Raw genomic sequence first — 17,363 nt, 5'->3', positions numbered from 1 at the left:
AAATTTGCGATCAGGAGTAATCGATGACAACATCCGTAGATATCAGCACAGCTTTCACCCTGAAAAACAGTGTGATGATTAAAAACAGGACATTCAAATCGGCGATGAGCGAGCAGTTGGGGAACAAGCAGCACAACCCTACCGATGGTCTGACTAATCTATACAAACTCTGGGCGGAAGGTGGTATTGGCATTATGATGTCCGGGAATATTATGATCGATCGCACAGCGTTGGGCGAACCTAAAAATGTTGTACTTGATGAGGCCAGTGATTTGCAGGCCTTTAAAAAGTGGGCTCGCGCAGGCAGTTTGCACAATACTCAATTTTGGGCGCAGCTCAATCATCCGGGTAAGCAGATACCCAATTTTATGACCAAAGAGCCAGTAGCTCCCTCGGCGATTCAGCTGGAAAACGGATTGGAGCTTGGGTTCAATAAGCCCCGCGCGTTGACGGAATCCGAAATTCAAGGGATTATCGGCAAGTTCGCAACCGCTGCGCGCCTGGCTAAAGAGGTCGGGTTTACCGGGGTTCAGATTCATGGCGCCCACGGTTACCTGGTCAGTCAGTTTCTTTCATCACGACACAATCAACGTTCAGATCAATGGGGTGGCAGCCTCGAAAACCGCATGCGCTTTGTAAAAGCAGTGTACGAAGCCATGCGGGCTGAAGTGGGTGCTGATTATCCCATTGGCATAAAGTTGAACTCTGCGGATTTCATGCGTGGAGGATTTACCGAAGAGGAATCCATGACCGTTGTGGTGGAATTGGCGAAAGCCGGTATCGACTTGATCGAAGTGTCGGGTGGAACCTACGAAAGCCCCGCCATGGTGGGCCACAAGCGAAAACAAAGCACGGTACAGCGAGAAGCTTACTTTTTAGATTATGCGGAAAAAGTGCGCAATCTGATCGATACCCCTTTGGTGGTGACTGGAGGCTTTAGAAGTACTAAAGGTATGAACGACGCGTTGGCTTCTGGTGCCTGTGATTTTGTCGGGTTAGCCCGGCCACTTGCAGTTGTACCGGATATGCCGGCAAAGGCGATGAACAATGTGGCTTATAAAATCAATCTCAAACCGTTGACGACCGGGGTAAAGCTGGTCGACAAAATTGCGACGCTGGATATTACCTGGTACGAAGCTCAAATGGCCAGAATGGCGCAACGTAAAGCGCCCAAGCCTAATCTCAGTGAGTGGATGACCTTCGCGAAAACTCTTGGTAATGCCGGATTATACGCGTTCCGAAAACGCCGCGCCTGAGTTGTTGTAAAATCCGGAAGGTTTGACTATAGACAATGGTAGACTGTGATTTCTGCAGTCTGTCATTATTATAGAGTAGGGTGTGCCCTAACCTGAATCAGGTGCACTATGGTTAAAATCATACCGGGTGAAAACAATGCTTGCGCTACCTTGATTGTTGTACCCAACAGTTCGGCTGGGTGGCGTGGACACAGGCAAATACTGTTGGCACTGGCTGCAGTGAGCGGGCTTGTGGGTGTGGTGAGTTTATGGTCTGGTGCACCTGTTATCCTGCTGTTTTCCGGTGCTGAATTACTTTTGCTGTTTTTTATCTTGCGCACACTGCTGCGTGCTATTTCGATTCGGGAAGTTTTGACCCTGACACCTGTGACGGTGATCTTGCAGAAAGGTGTAAACGGGCCGGAACAGGAATGGAAGTCTCAGCGTTTAAGCGTCAGATTAAATATTGCTTTGAGTCAAAGTGGTGAACATAACCTTGCCGTTGTATTTGGTGATGTGATGGTGCCTTTTGCATCAAGGGTGAGTGTGGCCGAGCGTGAAGCGTTAATAAAAGAACTGAAGGTGTTGATCGAAAACTATCGGCTTGGTTTTTGACGCCTGGCCTGCTCGATTACTCTGTTGGTTTCAAGTACGTTTCGATGATGGTCTTAATTCGTCCGCTTGCTTCCAGCGTTCGAAAGCCGGCGTTAAACTGGTCCCGCAGCTGGGGGTCGTGAAAACCGATCCGTCTGGGTGAAGGTTCAAATAGCGGGTAAAACGTTACCTGTTCCCGCGTCGCTTTTTGGCCTAGCAGTTGGGATCCATGTGCACGATAGTACTGAAAGATGAGTTTTTCCATCACAATGAAATCGGTTCTTCGGCTGAACAATAAAAAGGTCTGGGATTGTTGGGATACGACTTCAAGATAATTCGAGTTTTCGTCTTGTGCGAAGCGGGCAAACACCGGGCCGAGGTATTTTGATGCGTTCTGAAACGCGACAATCCGGTAAGGGGACAAGTCTTCAATCTTATTGACTGTAATGTTTCTGTGCTTAAGTGCTATAGCCACATTTGTGAAATTGGTAATCGCATCAGAATAGTAAGTGCCCTCAAAGTTCGGGGGCATATTGTTCATGCCGTCAATCTTTCGGTTGAGCAAGTAGTCCAGGCTGCGCTTGTTGGATGCGAAAAAAATGCTGACATTATGCCCAACTAAAGCAAATGCTTCTCGAATAATATCAATTTGAATACCATTGTTGGACTCCTGAATAACATAAGGCGGGATAGAGAAACTGGTTCCGATTATCAAATCCTTTGCGGATACCGTCTGTAAACTCAATGCAAAAAATAGAATCATCGCCAGCAAGGCAGGCATAGATTTACCTCGAAATAGATAGTTCGCCTACTCTAAGTATAGAGCCGGCTCGGATTGAATAGAATAAGGAATCTTAAAGTGTCTATCATCTCAGTGAAAAATCTTCATAAAACTTATGAAGGGGGCTTTCAGGCTTTACGGAATATAAACCTGAATATTGAGGAAGGTGAGATTTTTGCCCTCTTGGGGCCCAATGGCGCGGGCAAAACTACGTTAATCAGTGTGATCTGCGGCATCATTAACCCGACCGAAGGGGACGTTATGGCTGATGGTCACAATATCGTCGGTCAGTTCCGTGAAGCGCGAAGTAAAATCGGGCTGGTTCCTCAGGAATTGTCCACTGATGCCTTCGAAAGTGTCTGGGCAACCGTTAATTTCAGTAGAGGCTTATTCGGTAAACCTAAAAATCCAGAATACGTTGAGAAAGTACTTCGTGATTTATCGCTATGGGACAAGCGTAATAACCGTATTATGGAGTTGTCCGGTGGTATGAAGCGTCGGGTCATGATTGCCAAAGCGCTGTCCCATGAGCCCAAAATACTTTTTCTCGATGAACCGACCGCAGGCGTTGATGTTGAATTGCGTCGGGATATGTGGAAGATGGTTTCGGGTCTTCGGGAACAGGGTGTAACCATTATACTAACCACTCACTACATCGAAGAAGCGGAGGAAATGGCAGACCGTATCGGCGTTATCCGTAAAGGTGAAATTCTGCTGGTGGAAGAGAAGGCGACGCTAATGGAACGTCTCGGAAACAAACAGCTGTTTTTACAGCTCCAGCAGCCTTTATCCGACATACCACAATCATTGACCGATATGCCGCTGATACTGTCTGATGATGGCTTACAGCTCACCTATACGTATGATGCGCAGCACGAACACACGGGGATTGCTGAATTGTTGAGAGCCCTGGGCGATGCGGGTATCGATTTCAAAGATCTGCGATCAGAGCAAAGTTCACTGGAAGAAATTTTTGTTGACTTAGTGAGGGCCGAGTCATGAATTATTATGCAATTCGCGCGATATACTTGTTTGAAATGGCGCGCGCCTGGCGAACGATTTGGCAAAGTATCGCCTCCCCGGTGCTGTCCACCTCATTGTATTTTGTTGTATTTGGTGCCGCAATCGGTTCCCGAATGACGGAAATAGACGGAATCAGCTACGGTGCTTTTATTATTCCCGGATTGTTGATGTTGTCTCTGCTTGGGGAGAGCATCTCAAATGCATCTTTTGGAATTTATATGCCCAAATTCACGGGCACGATCTATGAGGTTCTTTCAGCACCGGTCACAGCGGTTGAAATCGTGTTGGGGTATGTCGGGGCAGCCGCAACCAAATCCATTATTCTGGGTGTGCTCATTCTAATTACTGCTCGATTGTTTGTTGATTATCAGATCGAGCATCCGTTCTGGATGGTGTTCTTTCTGGTTCTGACCGCGATTACCTTTAGTCTATTCGGTTTTATTATTGGTGTTTGGGCGGATGGGTTTGAAAAACTGCAAATAATTCCGTTGATGATTGTGACACCCCTGGCTTTTCTAGGGGGGAGTTTTTATTCGATTGATATGCTGCCACCTTTTTGGCAAACGGTTACTCTTTTTAATCCTGTTGTCTATCTGATCAGCGGTTTTCGCTGGAGTTTTTATGGTGTCTCCGATGTCAGTGTAGGAGTTAGTCTGGCCATGATCCTGGTATTTCTTACCGCCTGTCTATTGATGATCCGGTGGATTTTTAAAACAGGTTACCGGCTCAAATCCTGAATGCCTCGATTACCAGCGGTGTTTATCAAAAAGCTCGGGATTGGCCCAGTTCTTCGAATTGTTCCACTCCCGTTTTGGATTGTAACTGACGAGATTGTATTCGTAAGTTGCTACAGCCCGTCCGGATAGTTTAACTGTCGGGCCTTTGCGGAACCCCAGTGCTAGCCAGTCGTTAAACGATAGTGGAGAGTCTAATTCTGGATAGATGGCTACAAGAATGCGAGTTGCAACGTAGTTTCTGAGTTGGCCAATTGCGGATTGGGCTTGTGCGCGTGTCAATCTCTGTAATCCATGATTGACAAGTGCAAGCGATACCGCAGGCGAGTTGGTCAGGAACGCAAGAGCTTCATCGCAGGTGTAGTGATGATGCTCGATGTTTCGGGCCTTCATGGTATTGATTATTTCATCCGGTAGTGCGAGCCCCCATGAGAGTATCGGTTTTATGGGGGCGCTTTCGGATATGGCCTCAATCTGAGCCAGGACATAATCGGAGTAGTTCGGGATATCTGCAGACATATTATTACACGTTGATTCGGTTTTGGGTGTGTTGATGGCCTGTGTTTGCTTGCCAGTCATTCCATAGTCGTTACAATAGTGCAAAATTTAATTTCTTCAAAGGAAGACAAGCTATGTCAAAGTTAACGGGCGGTTTCCTGCACGTCTCTGTGTTGAATGATTTATACACAGGGATGACCAAGGCCCTGGAGCAAAAGGGAATCAAAAAGAAGGAAGAGTCTTTCTCCGTTAAGGAATTGGTGGCTCAGTTGAAAGCGTCAAAGAAGCCAAAGCCGACATTGTTTGTCATCGATTTTGTCGGGGATGTGCAGGCTACAGGTGTAGATGCGCTGGCCCGGGAAGTGAGTGCGGTGATCGACACCGCGAAACCGACAGATGAAGTTCTCCTGCGTCTGGATAGTCCGGGGGGGGTAGTCCATGGTTATGGCCAGGCTGCTGCAGAGCTTGAGCGCTTGAAGCAGGCTAATATCCGGTTAACCGTGGCGGTAGATCAGGTTGCGGCTTCAGGTGGCTACATGATGGCCTGTATCGCAGATCGTATTGTTGCAGCACCGTTGGCAATCGTGGGGTCTATTGGTGTTATCGCGGAAATGCCCAATATCCATAAGCTGTTGCAGAAAGTGGGGATTGAGTACGAGCAGGCGGTCGCGGGTGAGTACAAAAGACCACTCTCGGTGTTTACCGAGAATACTTCGGATGGCCGTGAAAAATTCACCGAAACCGTGCAGAAAACCCATGAGCTGTTTCGTAGTCATGTTCAAACCCACCGCTCGATCAAAGATTTTGATAAAGTGGCGAACGGCCATGTTTTCTACGGGCAGGAAGCGCTTTCGAAAAATCTGGTGGATGAGATTGCCACCAGTGAAAGCCTGATATCCCAGTACTGTAGGACCCATAAAGTGATCACGTTGCGCTGGATGGAACCTGTAAGCTGGGCTGATCGGTTGGGGATGGTGGCGCAATTAACCCTTTCTCATGCGATAGATGGCGTAACCAATCGCTTGACCCGACTGAGATTGGGTTAAGATCACCAATGTAATAACAACAGGTCTATACAAACCGGCCCAATAGACTCAGGGTTCACCTGAGTCTATTGGGCTGGGCAGATCAGTTCGGCGTTGCGGCGATGAACATAGCGACTTTGCGAAGCACCTGTGGATTGCTGGGAAAGCCAAAGTGACTGCATTGCACTTCATCATTAAAGGATTCTGCAGCGATAGGTTCCAGCGAGCATTTCCAGTTTACGATGCCATCCGTCCGGCTATGCAGCGCCAATGTGCGCACTGGTGGTGGTGTGGTGCGTCGGTCAAAGCTTTGTTCATCTTCTTTTGTAAAAGGTTTTCCTGAAACAAGCAGGGCAATTGGAAACAATCGATTGCCGTGGGGGGAGCCCGCGAAAGGACTGGCCAGCGTCACAACGCAGTCGATATGCTGGGTTTGATTGCGGGCAAGCTCGCGGGCGAAAATGCCGCCTAAACTCCAACCCACAACCGCAACTTTCTGATTGGTCTTCTGATGTAACGCCGCGACCTTTTTAATCAATGAATCCCGGACTTTACCGGTAGTGCCTCTATTGATGCCCAAGCCCCAGCCGTGCGCCTCAAAACCGCTGCGCTTGAGGTAGTTGCGCAAAATAAATGTGCTCATATCACTGGCACCAAACCCGGGGATTACGAGTACGGGTTTGCCTGAGCCGATGGATTGGCTTTTTTCGGTCAGCAGTGACAGCAGTCCCGATCCGGTTTCGAATACAACTCTGGATTCCAGTGCCAGGTTTGCTATGTGGGGTGGTGTGATCGACTTATCCATAGGGCTCCTATCGATGTTCTAAGCTATCGATTTTCTAAGTTATCGATTTTTCAAGTTGTTAAGGGTTGCCAGTTACATAGTCTGGAGATAAACCTTTGACAGCCCCAAGGATAAAGGGGAGATTACGTCTGTCAATCGCCAAAGCGACGGTGGACCTTAAACAGTTTTCAATTTTTTGTCGAGATAGCGCCGGAAGGCTTCTTTTCGCTCGTATTCGGGGTGTTCGGGTTCCAGTGAGACGCTGGCGCTCAAGTATTGATCTGCCTCTCTCAATGCGTTGTCCGAGCGAAGGCCGGAATCGATCATTTTCAACATAACCTGAACCGCATTTAGGTTTATTGCCGGGTGCTGCGGGTAAATCTCCAAGGCTTTGCGGAAGGCAACCAGCGCATCTTCAAGTTGATCCAGTTCATAGTGTGATTTGCCTTTGCGATTCATTTCCGCGATAAAAATCCTTTGGTAATAGGGGAGAGGTGTGTCAATGATTGCCTGAACACGTTCCAGAAGCTTTTTATTTTCCGGGTGTTTCTTCATCAGCTCCCGCAGTCTCGCTTCTCCACCGGGCCGATCACCTGCATGAAACTGACTCTCCGCGATGTCTATTGTCAGCTCTGGATCGTCGTCGATCACTTCTTTGTGGCGTACGGACAGCGCTTCGATAATCGCAATTGCTTCCTCAGTATCGCCCTTTTCACACTTTTCAAGTGAGCGGAACAAGGAATCATTCAGCTTAAGGCGTTCTGCTTCTTCAAATTTTTTTAATGCCTTTTTGAGTGTTTTTCTGCCTTCTTCAATCAGGGCGGAGCGCTTTTTCTTATCGGTTTCTGATTCCACAGCTTTGCGCATAGTGCGCGAGTAGGTTTCATACTGTTTGGGATTTTCTTTCAGGGTGCCGTCTGCCAGTTTTATGACCGCACGGTTCGCGCCAACAGCGGTTGTTAAATCACCAACGTCCATGCTCAGCTCCCCCAACCAGCGCTGTCGCTCGATGCTCATTGGTGAGAGTTCCGTAGAACGAATAATCGTTTCCTGTGCTTCTTTCCGTTTACCCTCTCGTAGATAACAAATGCCCAGAAAATCCATAGCGGGCACTGCCAGACGGTTTTTTGAGATTATGTCTTGGAATTCACTGATCGCGTCTTCATTGCGGCCTAATTCTGCAATACACTTTGCCCGTCCGATTTGAGCCCAGGTCTGTATGTGCGTTTCCAGTGCCAGATCGAAAAGTTTCAGGGCTTCGTTATAACGTTTGAGTTCATAAAGGATCCCTGCCGTTTTACGAATCGCGAGCATTCTGTATTTAGGTAGCTTGCTCATAATGCCGCGGGCGTTTGCAAAAGCAGCTTCGTAATCTTTTGCATCCAGTGCTTCATTGAACGTTTTGAATATGTTCTGTTGCTCAACGAGTCGCGTAATTCGAGCTTTGAAATCGCCTTGGGTAAAAGGTTTGGCAATGTACCCGTCAGGCTCACATTCGATTGTGCCCAACACAATATCGTGGGTTCGTTCGGCAGAGACGACGACAAACAGGGTCGTGTAGCTCAAGCGATTAATATGGCGCAAGTCCCGTAACAACTGTTGTCCGTTCAGGCCTTTTCCCAGATTGAAGTCACATAAAATGATGTCATAGTGTTTTTTGGCAATTTTTGGAAAGGCATTTTGGTAGTCGCCTGCGGTCTCCACTATCTTTGAGCCAAGGGAGAGTAGCATGTTTTTGCCAATGACGACTGCTGCGCCCATGTCATCGATTACGAGCGCTCTTTTACCGTCCAAGAGCGCTTTGGGAATTTCTGCTTTGCTGGTGGTCATCTGAGTTTGGTTTTTTTGTTATGTTTTCGGGCTATTGATCCGCTATTTTGTAATAGCGGCTGCATCAGAAAGATGCTCTGTTATTAAAGCTTAGCAAATTCCTGGCGTCTCAGTGATTAATCCCCCAATCAGATTGAGATTTAGGTAAAGTTTTCGGGAAATGTTACCGTTTCATGGCTAAACTAATTATGATCCTGTGTTCATAATTAGAGTTGGAAAGATTGAGTTTATTTGACATGTCAACTGGTGGTTCCATTTACATAAAGTTGGCGTTTATTCTGTTGTGTAAATGCTGCCTCTTCTCTTCTTTGGTGAGAGGTGACGAGATTACGCTGTTCGTAGAAGATAACTTTTATCCGTTTTCGAAAGAGGATGGTACGGGTATCTCAAATACAATAGTTCTCGAGTCGTTCCAATTAATGGGGATTCAGGCCAAGCTCACAGTTTATCCATTTGCCCGTTTGATGGCGAATCTGGAAAACAATGTGGGTCTTGGTGGCTTTAATGCTGTACCGGTCAATGACTTGCCCGAGCGTTATGTTTTTGGTTCAGAGTCGATTTATGATTCCTATACGTATTTCTATTACCATAAAAATCGACCCATTCAATTTTCCAACCTGAATGAGCTGGATCGTCCGGATCTTCGCGTTGGAGAGGTGAATGGTTACATTTACAGTCAGGAGTATCTCGATCTAGGGTTTACTCGGTCGAAAATGAAATCTGATCGGCATTTGATTCAAATGCTGATGTTAAACCGTTTGGATCTTGCCTATATGACCGCTCGGGTTGCAGAGTATCATATGCGACAGTTAGGCATACCGGAAGGCACTCTGGTGCGAGTTGAGGGTATCGGTGCCGCCAAATTACCCCTGCATGTTGCCTTTAATCGCGAGCACCCAAAAGCAAAGTATTATGCTGACCGGCTTGACCGAGGCTTGAAGCTGTTGAAGGCTTCTGGACGGTACTACGAAATCCTGAATGCCATCTACTGAATATCGGGTTGCTTGGTAGCGAGACGCCTGGCGTCGCCGGGGGTTGTGCCGGTCCAGCTGCGATAAGCGCGGGTGAAACTTGCCTGATCGCCAAAGCCGAGCATTTGGGCGATGTCGTGTAACGAAATCCCGGTTTCGGTGACATAGAGTAGGGCAAACTTTTTCCGTATTTCACTCTTTATTTCCTTGAATGAGGTTCCCTCTGCAGCCAGTTGTTTGCGCAGGTGTCGGGAACCGATACCAAGTTGCAGCGCGATGCTTTCGATATTGGCATCCTTGAATGACTTTTTGACAAGGGAGGCAACAATTGCTTCGAGAGAATTGTGCTGCTGGTTGCCATTGTCGAAGTGGCTGTCGGGTTCACTTGGCACGGTATGATCTGGAGACAGCATGGATTGCATGAATTGCTGTTTTTCTGCCGACTCCATAAATTTAACTTGCTGTAAGGTAATTCGGTTACATTCGCAATCAAACTTCCAGGTCACATGAGCTTGGGTGGGGGTGCCATCAGCGGTGAGGCAGGCGGGTCCGTGGCCTGAAAAATCACACTCGATCTCGACATTGCCACAAATTTTTTCCGCGAGGGCATAAATACTGCCGAAATAGATCTTGGCCAGAAAGGCTCTGGCCTCACCGAGCTCCCAAAGATCGTGAAGTTGTATATGAATGCAGAATGTTTCCCGGTCGGTGGTGAGTTGAAAGAAGGGGAGCTTGATGCTCATGTGTTGAACCAGCGCATCAACCAGTTGCATTGGGTCAATCTTGGCCAGCCACACATAACCCAAGAGGCCATGTTCGGTAAAATTAAGCGCTTTGCCAAATTGGAAAGGAAGGGTTTCATCTTCAGTGATGGATGGAAGTGTGCCCAATATCCGTAATATCTCCTGCAGTGTCATGAAATCTGACTCGAGCGCCGCCAACGACTTTTCCAGGATTGAAATCTGCTGATTGATATCCGGTTTTTGTGGGTTTGATTGCAAGAAATTGGTTAAAAGTTGAGCGTATTGAGTTGGGAAAAGTGGAATGTCGTAGTCGATTTTCTTCATTTTTAAATTACATATGTAAGTTAATCAATTATCTTATTAAGCTTGTAAATTTTGGCTTAATAAGATTTTTTGATGTTATTTTTGTTTTATAGGTTAACAAATGTAAGTCTAATTTAAAGCGGCGTTAGGCCTTGTTCAATGACTATATTGAAGAATAATGATCGTATGCAACAATTTCCATGTTAACAGCCATTGCATGAGCTGAATTATGTGAAAGTTGTAGATTGGTTCTCGCCGGGGAGCTGATTTCTAATGCGCTTCACCGTTGGCCGACTTGACTGATTCCATGTTTTTGCTCAAAAACTCCAGCCCTGTCACGACAGATTTCGGTGGCGAGCCGGATTTTAGAAAATTGTGGATCAAGGCAACGCCGATGTAGCCCATGTCGTGTGGCTTTTGTACCACAGTTCCAGTGAGTTTGTTTTCTTTAATGGCCTTTTTGATGTAGTCGTTAGCATCAAATCCGATCAATATGGGGGACGTGGGCAAATACAACAGTGCAGTGCCTTCAACAGCGCCAATCGTCGTGGTTTCATTTGGCGTGAAGATGCCATGTATGGCAACAGGGCTATTCTTAAGGGCCTTATAAACCGTATATTTTACGTCCCCTACGTTTGTACCGCCGTAGGCATCGATCACCACTTGTAAGCCATGTTTTGTAATTTCATCAATAAACCCTTGTTCTCGTGCGGTCGTCGTTACAACATCTTTCTGAAGTCGAAACACTGCAATGTTTTGTGCATTAGGTGGGAGTAAAGGCACCATGTTTTTAGCTGCGAAGCGGCCCGCAGCATAATTATCGGTCGCCACCACGGGAATATCCTTGAGGTTGGGAAGCCCGCGATCGATGAACATGGTCACGATATTCTTATTGCGAATTGCTTCAACCTGCTCAATTCGATCCGGATGATTCGGGGCCAGGAGCAGGCCGACACACCCCAGAGTCGAGAACGCTTCCAGGATAATACCTTGCGCTTCATGGCCCGCTTCCGTGCTCGGGCCTCTGTAGTGAATACGATAATTGAATTCATCCCCTGCCTTCTTGGCGCCCTGATAAACTTCTTTCCAAAAATTATCACCTGAACCTGTAACCAGCCCAATGCAATCACGGGCGAAAGCTGGATTTGGGCTCAGTGTGAGAAGTATCAACAATTTGTAAAATCCAGCTTTTAAGGTGGACGACATAATGGCATTTCCTGATTGCATAATATACAGCGTGTTATCTCATATAGTAGTAGCACATAATTTTTGGTTAGGAGTGCGATTACATGAAATGAGGCTGGTAGATCCTGTCATCCTGTGGTATTTTGCCGCCCTTTTTTTGCGACTGATCTGGTATTGCGAAGCTCTGTCCTGGATATTGCGATGCTCTGTCCTGGATGGTGTGCAAACCCCGTATTTTTTCCTGGAGCAACAGTAATTATGTATGCAGGCTTTGACTATGGCACCTCGAACTGCGCGGTAGGTGTGGTTAAAAATGAGAAGAGCAATGGTGGTATCGAGTTGCTGCCACTGGAAGCGGGTAACCCTTTTATGCCGTCTGCGCTCTACAGCCTGGCGAAAGAACTCATTCCCGAAAATGTAGGATTGTCCATTGAAAACCCGGAAGAGAAGGAGGCTTACATACGTTCCCGATCCGGGTTTCTGGAGCAGGCAAGACGAGTCCGCCGGGAAGAGGGGATCAATGACCAGGACCAGAGCCTGTATTTCGGGAACGCCGCGTTTGATCAGTACTTTAGCTTTCCGGGGCAGGGGTATTTTGTAAAGTCACCGAAGTCATATCTTGGTGCGAGCGGTTTAAGGCCCGAATTTGTGAGTTTTTTTGAGGATATTGTTTCTTCAATGATGATTCACGTGAAGCAACAGGCGGAACTTAATCTTGCAGATACGATCCAGCATGTCGTGATCGGCAGGCCAGTTAACTTTCAAGGTCTGAATGCAGAGCAGAGTAACCGTCAGGCAATTGATATATTGACCGCATCGGCAAAAAGGGCCGGGTTCAAATCCGTTGAATTTCTCTATGAGCCGCTTGCCGCCGGTTTGGATTTTGAAGCACGTCTGACGGAAGACAAAACCGTGCTGGTGGTTGATATCGGTGGTGGTACTACCGATTGTGCCATGGTCCGGATGGGGCCAAACCATCGTACTCAACAGGTGAGGGAGCAGGATTTTCTGGGGCACAGTGGAGAACGTATCGGCGGTAATGACCTGGATATTTTACTGGCTGGACGGGAATTGATGCCGTTGTTTGGTATGAAATCCAAGTTGAAGAGTGGTCTCCCCATGCCTACGCAGGTTTATTGGGATGCCGTAAGTACCAATAATGTTTCAGCCCAGTCCAGTTTTAGCAGTCAGAAAACTGAACTGTTGCTGGATCAGCTGGCCATGGATGCGGCCGAGCCCCATTTGTTGGATCGCTTTATAGCCTTGCGTGAAGAAAAGCAGAATTTCCATGTAGTGCGCAGTGCAGAGCAGTGCAAAATGATGTTATCTACCACTGAAGCAGATTTTGTTGATTTATCCTATGTCGAACCTGGATTAGGTCAGGAAATCAGTCGCGCACAGTTTGCCCAGGCAATCGAACGGCCACTCGCAAAAATGTCGGCGTTGATGGATGAGGCCATTGCACAGGCGGGATGCCGTCCTGATCTTGTCTATTTGACCGGGGGCTCAGGGAAGTCGCTGGATATCCGTAACATGGTTGCGGAGAAGCTGGGTCAAGTGGACATGCTGGATGGTAACCATTTTGGTAGTGTGACTGCCGGTTTGACGGTGTGGTCCCGGAAATTGTTTGCTTAACAACAGGGAACGTCCACTGTTTGGACCGGTATTGTTCATTCCGGCGGCAGAACTTCCTCCAGCCGCCAGCGTTACCGATGGGTTTGTTTTCCTGAGTAAGTTGACCCATCGGTAATACTCTTCTAAAGATAATAGGATGGCTCATAAATGTTTATGGCGTCATCGTCTGTCCATGGTTTTTTATAAGTGGACGCTCTGGTAAAAATAGTTTTGCTCGGGCGGCTGCGGGTCGGTGCTGTGAGTGACTAATCGAAGATAATAAAGGTATCGATGTGAATTTCAATTGGTCACAAATGTTTGTTTATCCAGAGGATCGTCTGATCACCGAAGGAACCTACGATCCGTTCCTGGTAATTGTCTCCGTTGTCATCGCGATATTCGCATCGTTTATGGGCTTTCAAATATCGGCCCAGGTTTCCAGAACCAATGCGCAGCGTTTCAGTGACCTGCCATTGCAACGAGGCGACGAAATTGCTGAGCGAAAGTACCTGCTTTTGCTTGCCGGAAGTACTGCCTTGGGGTGCGGTGTCTGGTCCATGCATTTTGTAGGTATGCTGGCCTTTGATCTTTGCACCTCCGTGGAATATGACTGGCGCATTACGTTTGTCTCGATTATGCCAGCCTTTCTAGCCTCCTGGGTTGCCCTGACACTCAACACACGGCCGTCCATCCGGTTTAAAGAAATCCTTTTGGGCGGGATTCTGGTTGGTTCCGGTATTGGTACGATGCACTATCTCGGTATGGAGGCCATGATCATGGCTCCCGTGCTGCGCTATAACCTCACCATGTTTATGGTATCGATCGTGGTTGCTGTCGTGCTGGCCATGCTTTCACTCTGGATCCGTTTCGGCATTACCAAATACCGGGGCTCTGGACAAGAGTCTGCCTTGAGCAATTTCCTTGCGGCACTGGTGATGGGGGCTGCCATTTCCGGGATGCACTATACCGGGATGGCGGCTGCCCGGTTTGTTGCACCTGAGGGGTTCGAAATCCATGAGGCGAACGGCGAAGTATCCGTCTTTTTAGCCTACGGTGTGTCACTGACCACATTTGTCCTGATCAGTTTTGTGCTGGGTATCAGTGTGTTGTTTAAATACAAGGATATCTCCCGGCAGGCTCGCGAGAATTCTGAACGAATGCGGGCAATGATGGAAACCGCAGTCGACGGTATTATCACGATTGATCACAAGGGCATTATTCAAGGGGTGAACCGTGCGGTTCAAACCATACTTGGCTGGACTCCGGAGGAGCTTGTCGGCAGTAATGTCACAAAAATCATTCCAGCTTCGCTACGGGCTCACCACGATGGCTATATTGAACGGTATCTGAAAACCCGGGAAGCAAAAATTATCGGTATTGGTCGTGAAGTGACTGCGATCCATAAAGAAGGCCATGAGGTTCCGGTTCGGCTGGGGATTGGTCACGTCAAACAGGGTAAGCAGAACTATTTTGTCGGATACCTTTCTGACCTGACGCAGCGGGTCAAAATGGAGCAGGAAATCCGGGAGAAAGCTGAACGGATTCGGGCAATTGCTGAAACGGCTATCGATGGCATTATCACGATTAATGAAGCCGGGATCGTGATCAGTGTTAACCGGGCAGTGGAGAAAGTTCTGGGCTGGAAACCCGCGGAGATCCTGGGGCGAAATGTCACCAAGATTATTCCTGAGTCATTACGTGCCCATCATGATGGCTATATCTCGCGCTATCTGGAAACCCGAGATGCGAAGATTATCGGTGTCGGGCGGGAAGTTACGGCAATTCATAAAGATGGCCGTGAGATCCCGGTCCGCTTGGGTATTGGTCATATCGAACAAGGAAAACACAATTATTTTATTGGCTTTATCTCGGATTTGAGTCAACGGGTCGAGATGGAGCACCACATCCGGGAACAGGAGGCGCGACTCCGTTCGCTCATTGGCAATATCCCCGGAATTGCCTACCGCTGTAAAAATGAAAATGGCTGGCCCATGGTCTATATCAGCGATGCAGTGGAGCAGATTACCGGCTATCCTGCCCGTGATTTCGAGCTACCGGAGCCAAGGCGCTATTTTACTGAACTTTATCACCCGGATGATGTAGAGAAGATCGAACAGTTAGCCATACCGGATACCTTCTCGTTGGAATACCGTATCTACCATCGGGATGGGAGCCTGCGCTGGTTGTTTGAGCATGGCAACTATGTCCGTGACGAACTGACCGGAGAGATGTGGATCGACGGTTTCATCATGGACATTACCGAACGCAAGAGTATGGAAGAAGCGCTGCTGAAGGCGAAGGTGTTTGCCGAGGAGGCCGCTGCATCCCGTTCGGCTTTTCTTGCAAACATGAGCCATGAAATTAGAACGCCGATGAACTCCATTATCGGTTTCAGCGATATTTTATTGGAATCCGATCTGGATACGATTCAGACCAGTCAACTCAACACGATAAACCGATCTGCCAAGTCATTGTTGCACTTGCTGAATGATATCCTGGACAGTGCAAAACTGGACAAAGGTAAGCTAGAGCTGGAATACCGGGCGTTTTCCCTGTCGGATGAAGTTGACACGGTTGTCTCGACGCTTTGGCTTGAGGCGAAGAAAAAGGGGGTACAACTCGAATCGGCCATCTCGCCCAATCTGGCGCGGAATTACATTGGTGCGCCGGAGCGAATCCGACAGGTTCTGACGAACCTTGTTGGTAACGCGGTTAAATTCACCTCGGAAGGGCAGGTGAAAGTGTCTGTTCGAAGCGAAGCATCCGGGGAGGTTTACTTTGATGTAGCCGATACCGGTATGGGGATGACAGAGGATCAGTTGGCCCATGTATTTGATGCGTTTGCCCAGGCTGATGCCTCGATGAGCCGTCGTTTCGGGGGCACGGGTCTCGGAACTACGATCAGTAAACAGTTGGTCGAGCTGATGGGGGGGCGTATCGAGGTAAAAAGTGAACCCAATATTGGCACCACGTTTACCTTTGTTTTACCGCTGCAACCCAGCGAGCAGGTTATTCCAGCTGAAAGCCCAGTGGTAAGCGCTACACTGCCACCACTGAGAGTGCTCGTGGTGGATGACGTCGAGCAGAATATTGAACTCCTGGATATCCTGCTGTCCAGAGCCGGGCATACAGTCATCGCCGCGCGAGATGGCAAGCAGGCCCTACTGCGAATGGAGGCATCGGGAGTTGATATCACATTAATGGACTTACAAATGCCGACAATGGACGGCCTGACTGCCGCCAAGTTGAGACGAGAGCAGGAGGCGGTTGGTGGGCTGCCGCACATGCCAATCGTCGCCTTGACTGCCAGCGTACTTGATGATGATCGGAAAGCGTCTCAGCAAGCAGGAATGGATGGTTTTGCCAGTAAACCAATTCAAATCAAACTGCTGGTGGCCGAAATGGCAAAAGTGCTCAATCTGAGTGTCCCGGAATCCCTTGACCCGGTCCTTATGCAGAATAAAAAACTGATCGATGAAACGCTGGCAATTTCGTTGTGGGGGGATGAAACCACCTATAAGGCTGAGCTCGTTAAATTTGTCAATCAATGGCCCACCGCTTACGAAAACATAATCACGGCAGTTGAGGCCGAGGATTTTGAAGAAGTGAGTCATATTGCTCACAGTTTGAAAGGTGTTTCCGGCAATTTGGGGCTGGTTCAGTGGATGGAGTGGTTCGCAGAGGTGGAGCGGTCAAATGGCCATAAAGCGCTGGAGATTGTGAGCCGGGTTAATCAAACTCGAAAGTCAATACAGCAATATATTGGTGATGTCGACGCCATTGATAAGTCTCAGTGTCCTGCCTCAACGGCATCGGAAGAGTTTGACTCTGAGTCAGTGCTCGCGCTGATTGATAAATTGATTGATGCGGCCACGCTCCATAGTTTTGAGGAGTCTGATATTGAGCAATTGCAACGTTCCGTGCCGCAGATCTACCATGTTTTGATCGATCATATCACTCAAGCGCTGGATGACTTCGAATTTCAAAATGCACACGACGAATTAACTGAATTGAAACGTGCGATTGTAAGCTCACAGGAGTAG

14 protein-coding genes are annotated in these 17,363 nt (G+C 48.0%); 8 read left to right on the top strand and 6 right to left on the bottom strand.

The genetic code is table 11. The annotated features are described in order from the left end of the window. The first annotated feature begins 23 nt into the window (after positions 1–23). Positions 24–1,256, top strand: a complete 1,233-nt coding sequence (locus OLMES_RS16790) for an NADH:flavin oxidoreductase/NADH oxidase family protein (RefSeq protein ID WP_087462334.1) — start codon at positions 24–26, stop codon at positions 1,254–1,256. Between the two features lie 108 nt (positions 1,257–1,364). Next, positions 1,365–1,850 carry a DUF2244 domain-containing protein gene (locus OLMES_RS16785; protein WP_087462333.1) on the top strand — a complete coding sequence of 162 codons (486 nt, stop codon included), beginning with the start codon at positions 1,365–1,367 and terminating at the stop codon, positions 1,848–1,850. A 16-nt stretch (positions 1,851–1,866) separates the two neighbouring features. On the opposite strand, the gene OLMES_RS16780 is transcribed toward OLMES_RS16785, so the two are convergent. Continuing rightward, positions 1,867–2,610 (bottom strand): substrate-binding periplasmic protein, encoded by a 744-nt coding sequence (locus OLMES_RS16780; protein ID WP_087462332.1) that lies wholly within the window; start codon positions 2,608–2,610, stop codon positions 1,867–1,869. Between the two features lie 78 nt (positions 2,611–2,688). On the opposite strand from OLMES_RS16780, the gene OLMES_RS16775 reads away from it, so the two are divergent. Both OLMES_RS16775 and OLMES_RS16770 read left to right on the top strand, forming a co-directional pair. Next, on the top strand, positions 2,689–3,612 hold the full coding sequence (locus tag OLMES_RS16775; protein ID WP_087462331.1) for an ABC transporter ATP-binding protein: 924 nt from the start codon (positions 2,689–2,691) through the stop codon (positions 3,610–3,612). After that, complete coding sequence (locus OLMES_RS16770; RefSeq protein WP_087462330.1) at positions 3,609–4,370, top strand: ABC transporter permease; 762 nt, start codon at positions 3,609–3,611, stop codon at positions 4,368–4,370. Before OLMES_RS16775 ends, OLMES_RS16770 begins: the two co-directional genes overlap by 4 nt. Positions 4,371–4,379: 9 nt before the next feature. Here the strand turns inward: OLMES_RS16770 and OLMES_RS16765 are convergent, their stop codons facing one another. Further along, entirely contained in the window at positions 4,380–4,946 is a 567-nt protein-coding gene (locus OLMES_RS16765) for a DUF6231 family protein (RefSeq protein ID WP_087462329.1), read from the bottom strand. A 53-nt stretch (positions 4,947–4,999) separates the two neighbouring features. Here OLMES_RS16765 and sohB point away from each other — a divergent pair, with 53 nt between their 5' ends. Further along, positions 5,000–5,911, top strand: a complete 912-nt coding sequence (gene sohB, locus OLMES_RS16760) for a protease SohB (protein ID WP_087462328.1) — start codon at positions 5,000–5,002, stop codon at positions 5,909–5,911. A gap of 82 nt (positions 5,912–5,993) precedes the next feature. Here the strand turns inward: sohB and OLMES_RS16755 are convergent, their stop codons facing one another. Together OLMES_RS16755 and OLMES_RS16750 are read right to left on the bottom strand one after the other, a co-directional pair. Beyond that, positions 5,994–6,695 (bottom strand): esterase/lipase family protein, encoded by a 702-nt coding sequence (locus OLMES_RS16755; RefSeq protein ID WP_087462327.1) that lies wholly within the window; start codon positions 6,693–6,695, stop codon positions 5,994–5,996. Between the two features lie 156 nt (positions 6,696–6,851). Further along, on the bottom strand, positions 6,852–8,504 hold the full coding sequence (locus OLMES_RS16750) for a tetratricopeptide repeat protein (RefSeq protein WP_087462326.1): 1,653 nt from the start codon (positions 8,502–8,504) through the stop codon (positions 6,852–6,854). 236 nt (positions 8,505–8,740) lie between these two features. On the opposite strand from OLMES_RS16750, the gene OLMES_RS16745 reads away from it, so the two are divergent. Further along, the gene (locus OLMES_RS16745) at positions 8,741–9,496 is read left to right on the top strand and encodes a substrate-binding periplasmic protein (RefSeq protein WP_087462325.1); all 756 of its coding nucleotides are present in this window, start codon (positions 8,741–8,743) and stop codon (positions 9,494–9,496) included. On the opposite strand, the gene OLMES_RS16740 is transcribed toward OLMES_RS16745, so the two are convergent. Continuing rightward, positions 9,490–10,542, bottom strand: a complete 1,053-nt coding sequence (locus OLMES_RS16740; RefSeq protein ID WP_087462324.1) for a helix-turn-helix transcriptional regulator — start codon at positions 10,540–10,542, stop codon at positions 9,490–9,492. The two genes, OLMES_RS16745 and OLMES_RS16740, sit on opposite strands and share 7 nt — an antisense overlap. Positions 10,543–10,791: 249 nt before the next feature. Beyond that, positions 10,792–11,727, bottom strand: a complete 936-nt coding sequence (locus OLMES_RS16735; RefSeq protein WP_157678351.1) for an ABC transporter substrate-binding protein — start codon at positions 11,725–11,727, stop codon at positions 10,792–10,794. Positions 11,728–11,964: 237 nt separating this feature from the next. Between OLMES_RS16735 and yegD the strand changes: the two genes are divergently transcribed. Together yegD and OLMES_RS16725 are read left to right on the top strand one after the other, a co-directional pair. Then, complete coding sequence (gene yegD / locus OLMES_RS16730; RefSeq protein WP_087462322.1) at positions 11,965–13,341, top strand: molecular chaperone; 1,377 nt, start codon at positions 11,965–11,967, stop codon at positions 13,339–13,341. A gap of 272 nt (positions 13,342–13,613) precedes the next feature. Further along, positions 13,614–17,363, top strand: coding sequence for a PAS domain S-box protein (locus tag OLMES_RS16725; protein ID WP_087462321.1), 3,750 nt, complete (start codon positions 13,614–13,616; stop codon positions 17,361–17,363).

It is taken from the genome of Oleiphilus messinensis, from assembly GCF_002162375.1.
Classification (GTDB): domain Bacteria; phylum Pseudomonadota; class Gammaproteobacteria; order Pseudomonadales; family Oleiphilaceae; genus Oleiphilus; species Oleiphilus messinensis.
This window is presented reverse-complemented; position numbering and strand designations above follow the sequence as displayed.